This is a genomic window from Chitinophaga sp. (genome assembly GCF_017745275.1).
GTDB lineage: Bacteria > Bacteroidota > Bacteroidia > Chitinophagales > Chitinophagaceae > Chitinophaga.
The window spans coordinates 372,957-390,622 of the sequence record NZ_JAGHZS010000006.1 but is presented as its reverse complement, the minus strand read 5'-3'; the positions used below and the strand labels follow the sequence as shown (position 1 = coordinate 390,622).

Annotated in this window: 15 protein-coding genes; 8 read left to right on the top strand and 7 right to left on the bottom strand. The window is 44.9% G+C overall.

What is annotated here, in order from left to right:
• Positions 1 to 25: 25 nt before the first annotated feature.
• Positions 26 to 1,504: an aminotransferase class V-fold PLP-dependent enzyme gene (locus J7623_RS18680; protein ID WP_291923145.1), complete on the bottom strand. Its 1,479-nt coding sequence runs from the start codon at positions 1,502 to 1,504 to the stop codon at positions 26 to 28.
• 2 nt (positions 1,505 to 1,506) lie between these two features.
• The gene (locus J7623_RS18675; protein WP_291923142.1) at positions 1,507 to 2,160 is read right to left on the bottom strand and encodes a DUF4395 domain-containing protein; all 654 of its coding nucleotides are present in this window, start codon (positions 2,158 to 2,160) and stop codon (positions 1,507 to 1,509) included.
• 166 nt (positions 2,161 to 2,326) lie between these two features.
• On the opposite strand from J7623_RS18675, the gene J7623_RS18670 reads away from it, so the two are divergent.
• From J7623_RS18670 to J7623_RS18655, 4 genes are all read left to right on the top strand, one after another.
• Positions 2,327 to 3,364, top strand: a complete 1,038-nt coding sequence (locus J7623_RS18670; protein ID WP_291923140.1) for a histidine kinase — start codon at positions 2,327 to 2,329, stop codon at positions 3,362 to 3,364.
• The gene (locus tag J7623_RS18665) at positions 3,357 to 4,034 is read left to right on the top strand and encodes a LytTR family DNA-binding domain-containing protein (RefSeq protein WP_291923138.1); all 678 of its coding nucleotides are present in this window, start codon (positions 3,357 to 3,359) and stop codon (positions 4,032 to 4,034) included. Before J7623_RS18670 ends, J7623_RS18665 begins: the two co-directional genes overlap by 8 nt.
• A 154-nt stretch (positions 4,035 to 4,188) precedes the next feature.
• Positions 4,189 to 4,743: a sigma-70 family RNA polymerase sigma factor gene (locus J7623_RS18660; RefSeq protein WP_291923136.1), complete on the top strand. Its 555-nt coding sequence runs from the start codon at positions 4,189 to 4,191 to the stop codon at positions 4,741 to 4,743.
• Between the two features lie 31 nt (positions 4,744 to 4,774).
• Complete coding sequence (locus tag J7623_RS18655) at positions 4,775 to 6,151, top strand: S41 family peptidase (protein ID WP_291923134.1); 1,377 nt, start codon at positions 4,775 to 4,777, stop codon at positions 6,149 to 6,151.
• Between the two features lie 74 nt (positions 6,152 to 6,225).
• Here J7623_RS18655 and J7623_RS18650 read toward each other — a convergent pair whose 3' ends face one another.
• From J7623_RS18650 to J7623_RS18630, 5 genes are all read right to left on the bottom strand, one after another.
• On the bottom strand, positions 6,226 to 6,930 hold the full coding sequence (locus tag J7623_RS18650) for a hypothetical protein (RefSeq protein WP_291923131.1): 705 nt from the start codon (positions 6,928 to 6,930) through the stop codon (positions 6,226 to 6,228).
• 7 nt (positions 6,931 to 6,937) lie between these two features.
• Positions 6,938 to 7,675 carry a hypothetical protein gene (locus tag J7623_RS18645; RefSeq protein WP_291923129.1) on the bottom strand — a complete coding sequence of 246 codons (738 nt, stop codon included), beginning with the start codon at positions 7,673 to 7,675 and terminating at the stop codon, positions 6,938 to 6,940.
• Between the two features lie 102 nt (positions 7,676 to 7,777).
• Positions 7,778 to 9,193 carry a hypothetical protein gene (locus J7623_RS18640; RefSeq protein ID WP_291923127.1) on the bottom strand — a complete coding sequence of 472 codons (1,416 nt, stop codon included), beginning with the start codon at positions 9,191 to 9,193 and terminating at the stop codon, positions 7,778 to 7,780.
• A gap of 123 nt (positions 9,194 to 9,316) precedes the next feature.
• Entirely contained in the window at positions 9,317 to 12,556 is a 3,240-nt protein-coding gene (locus J7623_RS18635) for a TonB-dependent receptor (protein WP_291923125.1), read from the bottom strand.
• A gap of 42 nt (positions 12,557 to 12,598) precedes the next feature.
• Positions 12,599 to 13,519 carry a FecR domain-containing protein gene (locus tag J7623_RS18630; protein ID WP_291923123.1) on the bottom strand — a complete coding sequence of 307 codons (921 nt, stop codon included), beginning with the start codon at positions 13,517 to 13,519 and terminating at the stop codon, positions 12,599 to 12,601.
• A gap of 165 nt (positions 13,520 to 13,684) precedes the next feature.
• Between J7623_RS18630 and J7623_RS18625 the strand changes: the two genes are divergently transcribed.
• The 4 genes from J7623_RS18625 (at position 13,685) to J7623_RS18610 (ending at position 17,469) form a co-directional block, all read left to right on the top strand.
• Positions 13,685 to 14,746, top strand: coding sequence for an ArsO family NAD(P)H-dependent flavin-containing monooxygenase (locus J7623_RS18625; RefSeq protein ID WP_291923121.1), 1,062 nt, complete (start codon positions 13,685 to 13,687; stop codon positions 14,744 to 14,746).
• Positions 14,747 to 14,828: 82 nt separating this feature from the next.
• On the top strand, positions 14,829 to 15,377 hold the full coding sequence (locus tag J7623_RS18620; protein ID WP_291923118.1) for a carboxymuconolactone decarboxylase family protein: 549 nt from the start codon (positions 14,829 to 14,831) through the stop codon (positions 15,375 to 15,377).
• A 229-nt stretch (positions 15,378 to 15,606) separates the two neighbouring features.
• Complete coding sequence (locus tag J7623_RS18615) at positions 15,607 to 16,206, top strand: RNA polymerase sigma-70 factor (RefSeq protein ID WP_291923117.1); 600 nt, start codon at positions 15,607 to 15,609, stop codon at positions 16,204 to 16,206.
• A 78-nt stretch (positions 16,207 to 16,284) separates the two neighbouring features.
• Positions 16,285 to 17,469, top strand: a complete 1,185-nt coding sequence (locus tag J7623_RS18610) for a FecR family protein (RefSeq protein ID WP_291923115.1) — start codon at positions 16,285 to 16,287, stop codon at positions 17,467 to 17,469.
• Positions 17,470 to 17,666 lie beyond the last annotated feature (197 nt).

Sequence of the window (17,666 nt, the reverse complement as noted above, 5' to 3'; positions counted from 1 at the left end):
AAATAGCAGCACGCTAACGTATAATTTACCACGTGGCCGGGTCAAACCATCGTTCTATCACTAACTGCCCGTTATCAGTTGCTGCCTTAAAGTAATACTCATTGGAAGAAGCGTCATATACATAATCTTCTGCCCATGCTGCGGCATACGCTATCGTTGTTTCAATAGCATCCATAATAAAATGAATCTCCGCATTGGTCATAACAGGATGCACCGATAACCTCACCCAGCCCGGCTTACATGATAAATCTCCGGAAAGAATCGCGGTCCTGATGGCATAAGACGAGGACTTATCTACCTCTAACAACCAATGCCCGTATGTACCGGCACAAGAGCAACCACCTCTCACCTGGATCCCAAATTTATCGTTGAGCAGTTTTACAATTAACGGATAAGGTACTCCGTCCACGATGAACGATACCACGCCAGCCCTTTGTGTAGCATGCGGTTCCAACAAGTGTAATCCCGGTATTGTTGCAGCTCTTTCAAAAATTATTTCCAGTAATTCCGCTTCCCGCTGCAGAATATTATCCAACCCCATTGCTTCCTTTAAACGTATGCACATCGCGGCTTTGATGCCCTGTAAAAATGGCGGCGTGCCACCATCTTCCCGCTGTTCAATATCTGCTGTATAAATACGGTCACGCCACGGATTACTGTAAAGCACCGTGCCGCCGCCCGGATGATCCGGAACTCCGCTTTGGTACATCTTCTTATTAAAAATTAAAACACCAGGGGTACCAGGCCCCCCCAGGAATTTATGCGGGGAAAAATAAATAGCATCCAGGCAGGCATCTTCCAACGCAGGATGCATATCAATAGTACAGTAAGGCGCCGCGCAGGCAAAGTCTACAAAACACCGGCCGCCGTATTGATGCATCAGCGCGGCGATATCGTGGTAAGGCGTGTAAATACCAGTCACGTTGGAGCACGCCGTTACCGCCGCCATTTTATTCCGGCAATGTTTGAATTGCTCCAATAAAGAGCGGAGATGATGCAAACTCACATTTCCATTTTCATCTGCATCAATAATTTCCACTATAGCATTGGTTTCCAGCCAACTCAAATGGTTACTGTGATGCTCCATATGTGTTACAAACACCACTGGCCTTTCCTCCTCTTCACAGGGAGCACGCAATCCCAGCATACGCTGCAACTTATTAACGGCGCTTGTCATACCACTCCCGCAAAAAAGCAAAGCGTCCTGTTCACCGGCATTCACATGCGATTTAATAATTTGCTTCGCCTGCGCATAAGCAACCGACATTCGTGTGCCCGTTACCGTAGTATTGGTATGTGTGTTACCTATGAAAGGTAATATCTCCTCCTGCAGATGCCGTTCAATAGGCCCATAGGCACGGCCACTGGCAGTCCAGTCGGCATACAGCAGCGTTTGTTCTCCAGCCGGTGAGTCAAATTTCTGTTGATACCCGAGGATATTTTTCCGGTAAACCGCAAAATAATTTTCCAGGCTGCTGCCACAGGTAAAGCACAGTGGTTCCATACTTACCTGTTTTTTTCGGATTTAAATAAATTATGTGGCTCTTTACTGAATGTTTTTTGCAACACCCGCGGCGAGAAAAATACCGCCGCCGCAAACAATAACAATACCCCCCACTGTGCTATAGAGATCTTTTGAATAGGTTGTTTAAGCCTGGTATCACAAATCTCTCCCGGGCAATACTGTACTTTATCTTTAAAAAACAGCGGATATACCAGGCAACCTAAACAAATACCAAATGCCGCTTCAAAAAACAGGAACACCAGGCATATCAGGCAGCCGATACCTGTAATAGGACTATAAGCATTGACGATAACCAGGAAAGTAAACATCACCGAGGACAACACAATACCAATACTCCAGGCAAACCGTTTTTGCCGTGCGCCTACATATTCCGGTGTTTGATTACGTACCATGAAACGCCCTATAATCAAGGCAGGAGAATACCGTGGATTAATAAATACCCGTATCAGTAAATCAAGGAGGAAGATGGGAATAAAATACTTTACCAATAAAAAATTACCATCAAAAAGAATAAACATCAAAGAGGTATAGGTGAGTAGAAACAGGATGCCTGCAGCGGCCCTGATTTCCCTTTCATTCAGCACGGGGATATCATATCCCTCTACTATTTCGCCGAACTGTATTAGCTTGCTCATATTTTTGGTTGTTTGTAGTACAAGGTTAGCAAATAAGAGGCACTGCTATAGCGCGTTATCAACGAACAACAGGTATTGGTAAACGAACAACCGTATATCGTATACCACGGGAAGAGATTAGGAGGATGTGAAATATTTATCGACATTTATCCCAGCAAACATTCACATGAAGAAGCTTTCCGACATTCCCCAATTTAAACTATACGTATGGCTAATACCAGCTTTCCTGCTGGTAAACCTGCTGGCGGATATGACGCACGACGCTACTGACTTTACACTGCAGATAGTGAACGAAGTGTGGCTGCTTATCTATTTATCCATCGCTAACTATCAACTGTTTGAACGTACCCTGTCTAAATTAAGCTGGCAACACTGGATCCGCTCTTTCCTTTCCTTATTACCTTACGTGTTTATTTTTTCAGTGGGATTCTACCTGTGGCGCACGCTGGGAGTAACCCTGCATATATACACCCCGCTGGGCAAATCCATGTCTATCGAATCCAGGATCGGTCAACTCACCGGGTATGGCATCGGCTCCCTGATATTTTTTGGCGTGATCCGGCATATTTATACTTATGTAAGATTGAAACAAACCGCACAGCAATTACGTATCGAAAGTCAACAGGCCGAGCTGAACTACCTGAAGTCCCAAACGAATCCACATTTTTTATTCAATACCCTCAACAATATCTATTCGCTGGCAAGAGACAAGTCGGATCTGGCGCCAGAGTCCATCCTGCGGTTATCTAAAATACTACGGTATATGCTATACGAAACCAGCGGTCCATACATCGCCGTGGAGCAGGACCTTAAAATTATTGACGACTACATTGCCCTGGAAAAATTGCGCTATGACGATTCATTACGCATCAACTTCAACTACGACCTCGATGATCAGAAACAATCGTTGCCGCCCCTGCTGCTGATCCCACTGGTAGAAAACGCCTTCAAACATGGGGTATCAGAAACAAGAGAACATCCCTTTGTGGATATCCATCTCTCCATCAAAAACAAACAGTTGTTATTCATCGTAAAAAATTCCACCGGCGATCCGGCCAGTGGGCAACCCATCAAAGAGAATATTGGTCTCGCTAACCTGCGGCGGCAGTTACAACTTATGTACACCGATTATCAACTCAATATTGTACCCGGTGATTTTGTATTCACCGCTACGCTGAAAATAAACCTCGCACATCATGTCTAAAATAAAGTGTATCATTATAGAAGACGAGCCACTGGCCGCTAAAGTACTCTGCGACTATATCTCAGATGTGCCCTTCCTGGAATTGCAAAAGGTATGTAAAGATGCTATCCTTGCTACCGAATTCCTCCAACAACATACCACCGACCTTATTTTTTTAGATATCCATCTACCTAAACTCAAAGGAATGGCTTTCCTGAAAACACTGGCCAATCCGCCGGCGGTGATTGTTACCACCGCCTATCACCAATATGCCGTAGAAGGCTTCAACCTGAATGTTACCGACTACCTGCTAAAACCCATTGAATTTGAACGGTTCCTGACAGCTGTCAATAAAGTGAATGCTGCACAGCAAAAAGTCCCCGACGAAGCCAGGGACTTTATTTTCGTGAATGTACAAAAGCGGAAAGTAAAAGTGTTGTTCTCAGAGATTTTATACATTGAAAGCCAGCGGGAATATATAAAAATTGTCACCCTCAAAAATGAATACCTCTCTAAAATGAGTACACATGAAATTGAAGCGCTACTCCCCGCCAATGCCTTCAAACGTATACACCGGTCGTTCATTGTAGCCGTACATAAAATTGACGCCTATACAGCCGAAATGGTAGAACTAAACGGCATCCAGCTACCTGTTGGAAGAGGCTATAAAGAAGTATTAGACAATCTTTAGCTGGCCATCTTCCTACACAGCAGTTCAAGGTGGGCGCCGCCGGAAAAGTACGGTATAACAAAGTGGAATTCTTTGTCATCACCCGCTCATTTTCCGGAAAAAGAGGCGGCTTAACATTCGTGTAACATAGCCGGCTTATATTTATATCCGGATCATGTTACAACCACGAACTATGTCTGACAGCCCTCCTAAAGCACTTTTTGAAAAAATATTTGAGGAGAACAATGCGAAAGTTTACCGGTTTGCATTTAAGTTAACCAACGATGCTTCCAGAGCGCAGGAAATCACCCAGTTATGTTTTGTTCGTTTGTGGGAAAACATCAACGAGGTGAAAAAAGACCAGGACATTTTTCCTTTGCTGTTTGTATATGTGAAACATCTGGTGATAGATGAAAGCCGTAAACTGTACCGGGAAAGAAAGGCGCTCTCACAAGCTGCACAGGATCAGCCTCACAGCACTGGCAGCGGTGAAAATGTATTTCTTCAAAAAGAATTCAGCTCGCAGTTAGTAAAACTGGTAGAAAGAATGCCGGAACAGCGCCGTCATGTATACACCCTAAGCCGCGACCATGGCTATAGCCACAAACAAATAGGTGAGGAATTGTCCATCTCCCCTGCTACCGTTAAAAATCACCTCACCGCTGCCCTTCAATATATCCGGAAAGAATTAAGCCATCATTTTTATGTAGATATAGAAAGACGGAAATAGCCCTGTCTGCCACCTTTCTTAAATTTTAAACATGAGACCTCCTAACACTTTGTTTGTACTGTGCATCATTGTACTGCTGGCTGCCTGCCATAAAAAAGACGATTCCCCCACCGTGCCCACCGGCCCCGTTACCCAACAGGAAATCAATCAATGGATACTGGACAGCATGCGATTATTTTACCTGTGGAATGACCAGTTACCACAACAGGCAGATGCCACACAAGCCACACAGGCATTTTTTGATCGTATCAAAAGCCCGGAAGATAAATTCTCCCTGATCTATAATCCTGCCGAACCGGCATCTGTCAAAAGCGATATGCTATATAAATACGGGATAGACTTTAGTATTATCAACTGGCCATCCGCTACAGGTGGGGTCATAGGAGTAATCAAGCTGGTGATACCCGGCTCCCATGCCGCCGCCAACGGATTAAAAAGAGGCACCTACTTTACCCGCATCAATGAAATACCGTTAACAACCGCCAACAGTGCCACCCTCAGCGAACAACTGCGCACAGCTACTTCCGGTACCATTACCCCTGCTATCATTAATAGCAATGTAATTACAGAAAGCCCGCTGGTACTGCTGCAGGCGGGCAGGCAAACAGAAAACCCGGTGTACACGTCACAAGTGATTAACAGCGGCAACAAAAAAGTAGGCTATCTTTTCTATAATGCTTTTGCAGACGGCTATAATAACTACCTGCTGGCCGCTTTCCAGGAATTTAAAACCAACCGCATCAACGACCTGGTAATTGACCTGCGTTATAATGTGGGAGGCAGTCTTGCTGCGGCCGCTATGATCACCGCCATGACAGCTCCTGCCATCACTGCCACCAGTACCTTTGTAAAATACAGTGGCAATGGGCGCATGGGTACCAGAACCCTGGATTTCGCCACTACACTGTCGGTCCCTGAAAACGGCGATGTCATTCCTTTTGGCAGCCTCGCTAATGCACAGCTTCAATTACCCCGGGTATTTATTCTCAGCGGCCATCAAACCGTATCCGCCGCAGAGCTATTAATTAATAACCTCAAACCCTATACACAGGTCATACAGATTGGAGAAACTACCGTAGGAAAAGATAAAGGTGCAGTGGTTGTATATGATATGCGTAGTCCCAAACGCATTCCGTGGATCATGCATCCACTTACTTACCGCCTGAGTAATGCCAATGGCAACGGCAATTACACTGCAGGTATTACTCCCCAATATACAGTAGATGAAATGAGCCGCCAGCCACTACTACCACTGGGCAATACAGAAGATCCATTATTGGCAAAAGCACTGGCCGTAATTGCCGGCAATGGCCGCACCGCACCGGAAGGCAACTTACCGGCACGTATCCACGTATATGATGCGCGCCGCCAGGCGGCCATCAATAGTTTGATCATCTTACCAAAATAAAAAAGGGAAAAGGGGCTAACAACAACGGCATATGCGTAAAGGTGCAAATAGGGGTTCCAATTTATTTGTGTCTCTTAATGCAACCTGGCGGATTTCAATACCGGCTGCTTCACAGATAAAGGAGCTAACGTAATATCTTCAACGGTGGTGCGGTTGCCGGTTCCCAGCAGCAATAAGCCACCGATGAATCCTGTTCCCGCTATACGGTAGTAGTTAATATGCAGATGTTTCAGTACACCGGAGCTGTCGTCCGGCTCTTTACCGCCATAGCTCAGGTGATTGAGCGTAGGTGCGTCGGGGTTGTCCAGTGTCATATGTTTCTTTTCCACGGCTGCCTTTCCCAACACAATGATACCGGAGGCGCCATTTTTTGTTGTCTTCGCCACATTAATTTCAATGGGCCGGTCAGCAGTACCCGAGGCGTAAATATGCGCACCGCGGGTGATAATCAATCCACCGCTGCCGCTGCCATCTTTCTTATTAACGGCCGAAGGCAATACATGTATAGTAGCTCCTGCTTCCACTCTTAATGTGGCCTCATTAGTAACGTACACCCAACCATCAATATACCAGGGATGGTTAGCGGTCAATAACGTATTGGTGGCAATCACATGGCGGAGGGTATCGGAAACAGGGATCATTTCCATTTTGATGTCTGGTGAGGAAGGTGGTTTTACTTCGTCACTCTTTTTGCAGCCGGCCGCTATAACGGATAAGCTGCCTATTCCATACAGGAGGTATGGAAGTAAACGGGTTATATGTTTTTTAGCGGGGTGCATGGTTTTATCAGAGATCTATTTCATTGAAAGAGATACTTCCTGTATTATCATCGATCACCGTTGTGATCCTTGTCTTTCCTCCCAGGTCAGTACCTGTCATCACAAAAAATACCGATCCATCCGGCTGTGATACTACCTCTCCGGTAGCCGGGTCTCTTAGTTGAGCAACGTATGTATACTGACCTCCATTATCTGCCACTACTTTCAACCTTAATACCGGAGACAATTGTTTCCGTCCCCAGCCTTTCACCACCGCGCTGGATTCCATGATTTCGCCGGAAACAGGATCTAAATAAAGAAAAGATAAATCATAAGATTCGAGGGGATAAAAAGCAGCACTTAAATTATTGAATAAACGTACATCTAAAGAATCTGCTGGCACCGTGGAGTTACCTCCTTCTGCTATAAATCCCTTCAGCCCGAACAAAGTACTATAGGCAAATTTCAATTGTTGCTTTCCATTAGGCACAATAGTAAGGAGGGTATCCGCCAACCATTCTTTACTTTTAGCATCATAGGCAGATAATTTGGCCTTCTCTTTAGCAGGAATGTCAAACGAAGTACCACCAATGATCTTAATAGTATCCAGCGGCTTACCATCTAAATACATCATTACGGTAGGGGTATTAGGAAGATTCATTAGGTCAATGTGTACCTTACCAAAATAATGCGCTTCCGGTAAGTCTCCTTTACGACAGGAAACCGTCAATATCAAAACAGAAAAGAAAAGTACTAAATATTTCATCGCAGCAAATGTCATTTTATTCACGTGTACGCTGTTTATAAATTCATTAGAGATAATAACGTATAGGAGGAATCCCTCCTATACGTTATCTGGGAAAAAATCTTACAATACTGTCCAACCGTTAGCCCAGGTAGTGTTTCCTGTAGGAAATGCTCCGGCTGTTTTAGCAGGAGAAAGTGCATTAGGAACATAGTTGCTGAAAGAACGGGGAGAACCGAATGGATTTGCTAACTGGATGCTGGCATTTGGATTTGCGTTCACATATCCTTTGTTGGTAGTACCCAACGGAGTGATAGCTGAATATGCAGTGTTGTTAAACTCTTTAGAGAACGCATAAACATATGCATGTACATAGTTAGTGCTCAGCGTAGAGATACCTGCCCAGTATTTAGACAGTGTATGTGGCGGCTGAATAGTAGGCAATGCAGTATCCTGAGATATACCGTAGTTGAAACCAAGGAAGATAGAGTTGCTGATAGCAAATTCAGCATTTCTTCTCAGGTGAGCACCACGGCCATATTTACCATTACCAGAAGGCAGACCATTTGTAATAGAAGCTGCTGCAGCAGTAGGCTGACCAATGATGGTAACGTTGCTGTAAGTAGGATGAGTGTACGGAGTCCAGGTAAGACCTGTAGCGTTGTTATCGCTTTCAAAACCATTAGACTGGCTCTTATCAGCACGATTTGGATCAGAAATACCAATAGCATAAGAGATAGTACCTCTGTAGCCGTTGTCTGTATCAAACATATCATCCAATGGATCAACAGCGATCAGGTGACTGGCGTTCACAGTACCACCAAAGAATTCAAATGCATCATCTTTAGATTTGTACACTTCGATGTAATCCAGCTGAGTTCCGCTACCAACACCTGCCAGGGTTAAACCGTTCAGCTCATTGTCAGTAGCCAGTTCATAACCAGCATATTCAATTCTTACATAAACCAGCTTACCGGAGTTATCGGCAGCAACGTTATTGGTAGGTCCGCCATAATAAGCGCTGGCAGGCGTAAGACCAGTGATACCTTCTACCAGTACAGAATCAGGATGGTTGGTAGGTGCTTTACCTAACAATACGATACCACCCCAATCACCGGAAGCAGGTACTGCTTCGTTAGAAGTAAAGATGATAGGATCGGTAGGAGTACCTACGGCAATCAACTTCGCTCCTTTTGTAACAATCAGTCCACCACCTGGAGTACCTGGGTTGGTACCGGAAGGAGGAGTGCCTTTAATACCTTTGATCACAGTACCTGCTTCAACGGTTACAGTTACACCGCTGTTAACATACACCAGACCATCTAATTTGTAAATTTTACAGCTTTTCAGCGTAAGGTTGCTGGTAATTACACCAGTAATAGTACTGTCACCGCAGGTACCGGAAGCACCAGAAGGGCCACCAGCCAAAACCGGGCGATCATTTGTTACGTTGTGTTCTTTTTTGCAGGAAGTACCTAACATCATGCCCAGCACAGTTGCTGCAGACAGGAGGGTTACCACCAAGGGCTTCTTGTTCATGGGATTTCGCTTTTTTTTAAGTTTAAACAAATCAATAAATAATGAAGGATAACAATACCTGATCAGGATATATTTTTGATTACGCGTAAAAAATTTGTGTCGCCGCTCCTGGTTACTACCTTGTTAAAATTCATAACTAAAAGTGGCGCTATAAGTACGTCCGGGTGTTAGTTTATAACTCATCATATCTCTTCCCGCCTGGTAATTCAATTGTGACTTGGTAGGATTTGCTTTTCGTTCCTTAAACGCATTATTCTCCTCTTCTGAAAAAGCATTTTGGTAAATGACAGAGAAATTATTCAGGATATTTGCCACGTTCAATTTCAACAAGGCTTTATTGTTCAATAATCGTACACCAACCTGTGCATCCAGTACTTCCAATGGTTTTTCCATGGTAGATTGATAGTACACGGCATTAGGTATAAAAACGCGGTTGGTTACTTTGTTATAAACAAGGCTAATGGTAAGCGGCTTCATGTCATAAAAGATGCCGGCATTCATCATATAGTTGCTGGCACCCATTTGTGGCCGGCGTACTTCTTCACCAACCGTTTCCGTTACCACCACTTTCAACGGATTAGCCGGATCTGTTAATCTCGCATCCAGTGCCATTGGCTTCACTTTCGAATCCAGGTAGGTAAAATTTCCGTATAAAGTGATATTGCGTATTACGGGTATCCTGATAAAGGAAAGTGATTTTCTTACCTCTACTTCAAATCCATAATTCTTTGCCGATTTACTATTCTTCAGCTCAAAAATGTTATTATCTAACTGCTTAAATATTTCCATGGGATAGGCAAGGTCTTTATAAAATAAAGAGGCCGAAATAATTTCCCCTGGTCCAGGATACCACTCATAACGGAAATCGTAATGCTTGATCGTAGTAGACTTGATCAGGCCGCCAATATACTCACCCCCCAGTTCAAAATCATACTCCCTGAAATTGGATAACTCCCTCAGATCGGGCCGTATAATACTTGTTGAATAGGCGGCACGTAAATTCATGGAAGGCGTCAGGGAATAGGTAATATTGGCAGATGGGAAGAAACGCCAATCAGGTTCCCTGTTCAACAAATCTGTGTAGTCTAATTCTTCGCCGGGCGCCCGCTTCAAACGCTTGAAAGTAGAATCCAATACATCATTTACTTTGTTCAGATTATAAAACTCTGTTCTTACGCCCCATACCAATCTCAATTTATCGCCGATCTTATGATCGAACATTGCGAAGAGTGCATGTAAAGCCGCCGATTTCCGTTTAAAATTGTCTCCAAACTGGCTTACGGTTGTTTTCACATTATTCTCTGCGCTAAATGCCGTTGAAAGCGGAATGTAGTTATCATTTTTATTCTCAAATGTGGAAGCAGTATTCAGCACAAAAAACATCCTGTCTTTCACCCAACCGGCATATCCACCTTTAAAGGTATTTTCAACCGGTACTTTACCTGCATTGAACTTAAAAGGAACAGACACTGCTGCATCCCAATTATAGTTGTTCTCCATAGCCCGGCTCCACCAGCGTAAAGCGCCTTCAGAAAGACTACTACCATAACCTTTAATACTATAATCATTTGAGGCGGCACCATCTATTTGCCTGTAATCTGCCAACATCTGGTGATTATCGGGCTTTTGCCTGTCCAGCTTCAAATAGCTGCCTGTCCACTTCAGCTTTATACCATGGTTCCCCAATGATTGCTCGCCCTTCAGTTGATTCTGCCATAAAGTTGTTTGCATGGTGTTGTCAAAATATCCCAGGGTATGATCGGGATCAACACGTGCATTGGGTCCGGTTCCAAATACGAGTTGCTGATCGAGTGTACGGAGATACAACGATTGAAAGCCTATCCGGGTCTTCTCGGTACGGAAGCCAATGCCAAACATACCTCCAAGATTAGTAGCAAAGCCATAACGTTTTCCTTTGAATAACCTGGCATCCAGGCTATCTGTACGCTCGCCGATATTAAACCCCTCCCGGCCTAATATGGCATCCTGCGTAGCCAGCGTATTCCGGTAACTGGCGGAGGCTATTATTCCCCATTGCTGGCCACCGCCACCACGGAAGATATGTCCCACTGATGCCTGGAAATTAGGAGATACCGGCGCTTTAAATCTTGTAATCCCCCAGTTATTAGCCAATGGGAAAGATGTTTTCCCAGATTCCTCATACTTCTTTATAATATCATCCCTGTCTTTCCAGTCAAGCGTACCAAATAACTTCCGGCTATCATTTACACTACCTCTGTACTCACTCCCACTCAACGGCAAAGACAAAAAATCTTTCCCTACTGTTTTATCATTATAACTTCCGCCTACGGCAACATTCAAAAAATTAGTAGTAGGGATATCCAGTGTATTTACTTCTATCAAGCCACCTCCAAATTCCGCACTACGATCCGGTGTAATCGTTTTCACCACGGTAACATTCTCCACGATATTGGAAGGAATAATATCAAAGCTGAAGTTCTTCCTGTTCAGTTCCGTGCTGGGCATTACCTGTCCATTCAACACCGCCTGGTTATAGCGTTCGCTCAGCCCGCGCACTACCACATACTTGTTATCCATAGTAGCCAATCCGCTTACACGCTTCAACACTTCACCAATGTTTTTATCCGGTGTACGGGCAATCTGTTCAGCACTGATCCCATCGGTGATGGCTGCATTATTTTTCTGTATAGCATACAATCCTTCAATAGAGGCCTTGCGGTAATTGGCGGTCACTGTCACTTCTTTCAGGTGAGAGCTATTGCTTTTCAGGATGATGTTCAGCGGGGTAGCGCCGTTTTCTTTTACGGTCACTTCTGTTACCTTACGCGTTTCAAAAGAAACGTAGCTGAACGTAATATTGTATACCCCTGCAGGCAATGCAATATCATAAGTACCGTCTACATTTGTTACCGCTCCTTGCCCTCCCAGTACAGCTACCGTTACTCCCGGCAGCGGTTCATTCTTATTATCCACCACCTTCCCGGTAATACGTCCGCCATTTCTGTTGGCTGCTTTATTGCTGGCGCCTTTTCGGAATGTGATGGCATTATCTTTCGTCAATTCAATATCAATGGGTGCATTATTATCTATATAGTTCAATACTTCGCCTAATGGTGTCCCGGAAAATCTCACATCGCTTAACTCACACTGCTGCAGGTATTCCGGGTCATAAATAAAAGTATACCGTGTTTGTTGCTGCAACGACTTCACCACCTTGGCGGCATTTGTTCTGGCTAATTGTAACTGTACTTTATCGGTAAGCGATTTATAAGACTGCGCCACGCTTTTCAATGGCAGCAAGCCGGTCAATAAAACTAACAGAAAGGTCACATGACAAGACACACTTCTTCCTGTACAAAATCCATTTGTAGATTTTTGCATAAGGCGATACTTTATTTTTTATGTTGATTTAAATGATGAATGCTACTTTTTGCTGCGTGCATGGAATGTGCTATCATCTGCCTGTACAAATGCAAGGTTATGCACATATTCCAGGGTAGATAATATGCTTTCCAATGGCATATCCCGGCTAAATTCACCTGAGATCTTCTTCCTGGCTAATCGTTTTTCTTCCAGTACAATTTTGCAACCATAGCGCTGCTGTAACTTCGCCAGCGCATCGGCTAACAGGGTATTATCGAAATATATTTTTCCTTTTTTCCAGTCCAGTACTTCATTGTCCGCAAATGCCAGTAACTGCGGATCTTTCCCTGGTGCATACTGCAGCATCTGGCCGGGTAACAATATTTTATCTGCATTATCAGGCATACTCACTGCTACCTTTCCTTCCACCAAACTTACCTGTATGCTGCCATCCGCTTTGTTGGCAGTAGCAATATTAAAAGAAGTACCGAGTACGGTGGTAGTGATACTGCCGGTATGTACCAAAAACGGACGCTGGTCATCTTTCACTACTTTGAAATAGGCTTCTCCATTCAGCCACAGCTCCCGTTTTGTTTTATTGTATTGCTGTTCACAGATAACCGCAGAATGGGCATTTAACCATACTTCACTACCATCTGTCATGGTAAATAATTGTATGTTGCTGGTTTTATTACTCAGGGTATCCCATTTCACGGCTACCGGGCGTGGTGCGATACGTTGTTGCTGCCAGAAAAAAGTGGCAACCGCAATAGCGCCTAATACTGCAGCCGCTGCTGCTCCATACCAGCGCCGGTATATTTTTGGTGCCATCACCACCGGCTCATTCACAGCCTGCCATTGCTCCATCATAAACTCGTCCAGTAATGGGGTATCGCCTCCATTCAGCCATCCTTCTACAGTAATGACTTCCTGTTCGGTACAATCTCCTTTAAAATACTTTTCAAGTAACTGTTTATCCATATCCCTGCTTTGGGTGTTTTCAGAAAGAGTACGTTCGTGGATTAAAATGTTCCTAGTCGTTTTTATGGGTTAACAATTTGGTAATAATCGCTTTCCGGAGATAAAAAGAACTGCATTCCGCATAAAGGTTTTTATCTTCACAGGAGTACCTAACACTTCGGCGATATGACAACAGCAGGCAGCACGATATACGATGTGATCATAATAGGTGGCGGCCAAACCGCCCTGGCAGCGGCTTATTACCTCCGCAGAACAAATTTCAATTACCTTATACTCGATAGTGAAACACAACCAGGTGGCGCATGGCAACATTGCTGGGCATCCCTCGCGTTGTTTTCTCCGGCGCAATGGAGCTCTCTCCCTGGCGTATTAATGCCTGGCGGACAACATTATTATCCCACCCGCGGGGAATTTCTGCAATACCTGCAAGCATATGAGGCCCGGTATCACTTCCCGGTAGTCAGACCAGTGAAGGTAACCGCCGTACATAAAGAAGGCGATATTTTTGAGCTCACCACTACCGCGGGAAATTATTTTGCCAAAACCGTGATCAGCGCTACCGGTATTTATACCAATCCCTATACGCCGCAAATACCCGGTATGGACGTTTTCCAGGGTGCCCTAATACATGCGTCGCAGTACCAGGAGCCGGCGCCTTTTACCGGCCTGCGGGTGGCCATTGTAGGCGAAGGCAATTCCGGTGCACAGATCCTGGCAGAAATATCACAGGTAGCCGAAACGGTGTGGATCACCCGCAAGCCACCGGAGTTCCTGCCGGATGATATAGATGGAAAAGACCTGTTTGACGCTGCTACCCAACAATACAAAGCACAACAGCAGGGAAAAGACTACCAGCCCTTGTCTATTGGCAAAATTGTAATGGTCCCTTCCGTGAAGGAGGCCCGTGAAAGAGGCGTCTATGAAAATGCACTTCCTCCTTTCGATCATTTTTATGAAGCAGGATTAGCATGGAGCAGCGGCTGGAAAGAACCTGCTGATGCGGTAATTTTTTGCACCGGCTATAAGCCTGCCCTCTCCCACCTGGCGCCCTTAAATATTATACCAGGCGATGGAAAAATTCAGACGCAGGGCACACGTGCTACAGCTGTTGATGGCCTGTGGCTCATGGGATACGGCTCCTGGACCGGCTTTGCCTCTGCCACTATTATTGGTGTAGGTCGCACCGCCAGGCAAACCATCACAGAAATAACCGACTTCTTACAATAATTAAAAAAAATTATTGGCTCCTTTGTCCAGTTTTTAATTGTTCAGTCCTTATTAGGATATAACAATTAAAAACACTTACACCATGGATACCTTTCTTTCTCCCATAGAGAAGCCCGCAGGGCTGATGATGAAAATCGCTTATTTCTTTACCCGCAGGCAATTTGGTAAAGTACTGATGCCGCTGAAGGTGCACTCAGTCAGGCTTCCTGCGGCTTTTGGTATGTTTTACGGGAAAGTTTCCCAACTGGATAAAAAGCTGGTATTACCCCGGGAAACGGTGATGCTGATACGGGAACAGGTGGCCCGCCTGAACATCTGCCTGTTTTGCATGGATGCTGCCCGGCTAAGCGTTATACAGGAATCGATGAATGAAGCCAAATTTGATGCACTGCAGCATTACCCCACCAGTCCGCTTTTTTCCGCCGCAGAAAGGGCTGCGCTGGATTATGTAACGCTCCTTACCCGTGAGAAAAAAATGGATCAGGATACGTTTGCACAGCTCTCCAAATATTATTCAGAAAGGGAAATTTGTGAGATCGTATGGCTGGTGGGCAGCGAACATTTATATAATCTGACCAATATTGCGCTGAATATCCACTCAGATATGCTTTGTGATATCGGTAAAAAATAATCGTTTCCCTTGTTTTGCAGCCCCCACACATAGCGGTGGGGGCTTTTCTATGTACCTGTACAACAACATTGCCCCTACGTTTCCCTCCCACGCTACATTAACAGCCGGGTGATAATTCCGGATTAAGGTTTTATATTTAGTCCCCGAAAGCATACCGGATACAATTATCAACCAGTTTTGAACTATTTTATCGTTTTTCCTAAATTTATCAAAAACCATTTCATAAAGATTGGCGCTAACGTCTGTTCATAATGAAGCAATATTGCTGGCCCAGGTAGCCGGAGGAGATGAAAAGGCTTTTACCACCCTGTTTAATGCCTATCATCAACCATTGGGAACGTTTGTAATGACACTGACGGAATCCCCGGAAATGACGGCAGAAATAGTGCAGGACGTTTTTATCAAAATATGGATGAACCGGCAGGAGCTATCCGCTGTGGAAAAGTTTACAGCCTATCTTTTTATACTTACCCGCAATTATACGCTTAACTGCTTGCGCAAATCGGCCAACGACCGTAAAAAGCATCTTCAATATGGGCAATATGTGAGCACGGCTACGTCGCCGGTCACAGAAATCCCAACTGCCGACACGGATTATTTTTCTTTAATAGACAGTGCAGTAGCACAACTACCTCCCCAGCAACAGCAGGTATACCTGCTGAGTCGCAAAGAAGGACTTAAACACGCCGAAATTGCTCACCAGATGGGCATTTCAAAAGAAACGGTCAAGAAGTACGTGCAGCTCTCCGTAAAGGCGATTGCCCACTTTATTAAAATCAACGCCCCCTTGCTGGCACCCGTTTTTTTATGCTTCTATCATAAATTATAAAAAAAATTTCCGGGGCAATACCCCCTTTTTTTAATTCGCTGTGTCTTTACCATAAACACGGCAGCTAATTCACGTAGCATGAAGGACAAAAGGCTTATCGCATTATTTCATCGGTATATCGACAAAATGGCTACTCCGGCTGAAAAGCAGGAGCTCATGGCGCTCATGGCGCAGCCGGAAAACGATGCGCTTGTGAAAGAGCTGATGAATGAAACCTGGGAAGAACAGCTGCCGGAAGCTCCACACTTCAGCGAAGCAGAGAGTGCCGCCATACTGCAACAGGTACTGGCTACCAGGGCAGTAACCATTGGTAGCCGAAAACCTCAACGGCGTATAGGCATGATGGTAGCCGCAGTGACTACCGGCGTATTATTGCTGGCTGCCGGCGCCTGGTGGTGGCAAAACAGCCATACACCGGCACCCGTAAAACTGGCTGGCCAAAGCCAGGTAAAAAACGATATCGCCCCTGGCATTAGCAAAGCTACGTTACAACTGGCTGATGGCTCCCGGATTACACTGGATAGCAGCCATACTGGCACGCTGGCCCGGCAGGGGAATGTAAATATCGTGCAAACCAACAGTGGAGAACTGGCCTACAACGGCACTGCCGCCGCCAATGCAACAGTGCAATATAACATACTGACCACGCCCCGCGGTGGCGAATACCAGGTAACCCTGCCCGATGGCACCAAAGCCTGGCTAAACGCTGCCAGCTCCCTGAAATATCCCACTGCTTTTGTGGGAAACACCAGGACAGTAGAGCTTTCCGGAGAAGCCTACTTTGAAGTGACTGCCAATGCTGCCAAACCATTTACCGTACACACCAATAAATCCACCATAGAAGTACTCGGTACTCATTTTAATATCAATGCTTATGCTGATGAGAAAGCGACCCTGACCACCCTGCTGGAAGGAGCAGTAAAAGTAAGCAGCCACAATGGACAAACTATTTTATCACCAGGCCAGCAAGCCAACGTCAACACAAACAATGGAAACCTCCAGGTAAAAACAGTGGACACAGAGGAAGCCGTTGCGTGGAAAAACGACCAGTTCGCCTTCCGGGATGTTGATCTGCCCACCGTTATGCGCCAGATTGCCAGATGGTACGACGTGGAAATTGTATATGCAGGCACACCGGCAACAGATGAAATCAGCGGTAAAATTTCCCGCAATTACAACATCTCACAGGTGTTAAAAATGCTGGAATATACCGCCGGTATCAAATATTCGGTAGACGGGCATAAGGTAACTATTTATAACTAAGTGAGTACTTAACAAACGCATTCAAAGCATTCCCCCACCAGGAATCTTATATATAATATTTGTCAACCAAAAATATACCTCCGCTAACCCGGAGTGTCAACGATATGTACAACCAAAAGCTATTGTTCATCCTTAAAAACGTATGCCTTATAAACAGTAACCAACATTAACTGTTGCCGAATAAAAAAACCGGGGAT

What these genes read in the sequence shown, in the direction of transcription:
- J7623_RS18625 (WP_291923121.1), top strand. Translation starts at nt 13,685, where the DNA reads ATGACAACAGCAGGCAGCACGATATACGATGTGATCATAATAGGTGGC.
- J7623_RS18610 (WP_291923115.1), top strand. Translation starts at nt 16,285, where the DNA reads ATGAAGGACAAAAGGCTTATCGCATTATTTCATCGGTATATCGACAAA.
- J7623_RS18630 (WP_291923123.1), bottom strand. Translation starts at nt 13,519, where the DNA reads ATGGATAAACAGTTACTTGAAAAGTATTTTAAAGGAGATTGTACCGAA.
- J7623_RS18640 (WP_291923127.1), bottom strand. Translation starts at nt 9,193, where the DNA reads ATGAACAAGAAGCCCTTGGTGGTAACCCTCCTGTCTGCAGCAACTGTG.
- J7623_RS18660 (WP_291923136.1), top strand. Translation starts at nt 4,189, where the DNA reads ATGTTACAACCACGAACTATGTCTGACAGCCCTCCTAAAGCACTTTTT.
- J7623_RS18665 (WP_291923138.1), top strand. Translation starts at nt 3,357, where the DNA reads ATGTCTAAAATAAAGTGTATCATTATAGAAGACGAGCCACTGGCCGCT.
- J7623_RS18645 (WP_291923129.1), bottom strand. Translation starts at nt 7,675, where the DNA reads ATGAAATATTTAGTACTTTTCTTTTCTGTTTTGATATTGACGGTTTCC.
- J7623_RS18620 (WP_291923118.1), top strand. Translation starts at nt 14,829, where the DNA reads ATGGATACCTTTCTTTCTCCCATAGAGAAGCCCGCAGGGCTGATGATG.
- J7623_RS18670 (WP_291923140.1), top strand. Translation starts at nt 2,327, where the DNA reads ATGAAGAAGCTTTCCGACATTCCCCAATTTAAACTATACGTATGGCTA.
- J7623_RS18675 (WP_291923142.1), bottom strand. Translation starts at nt 2,160, where the DNA reads ATGAGCAAGCTAATACAGTTCGGCGAAATAGTAGAGGGATATGATATC.
- J7623_RS18680 (WP_291923145.1), bottom strand. Translation starts at nt 1,504, where the DNA reads ATGGAACCACTGTGCTTTACCTGTGGCAGCAGCCTGGAAAATTATTTT.
- J7623_RS18650 (WP_291923131.1), bottom strand. Translation starts at nt 6,930, where the DNA reads ATGCACCCCGCTAAAAAACATATAACCCGTTTACTTCCATACCTCCTG.
- J7623_RS18635 (WP_291923125.1), bottom strand. Translation starts at nt 12,556, where the DNA reads ATGCAAAAATCTACAAATGGATTTTGTACAGGAAGAAGTGTGTCTTGT.
- J7623_RS18655 (WP_291923134.1), top strand. Translation starts at nt 4,775, where the DNA reads ATGAGACCTCCTAACACTTTGTTTGTACTGTGCATCATTGTACTGCTG.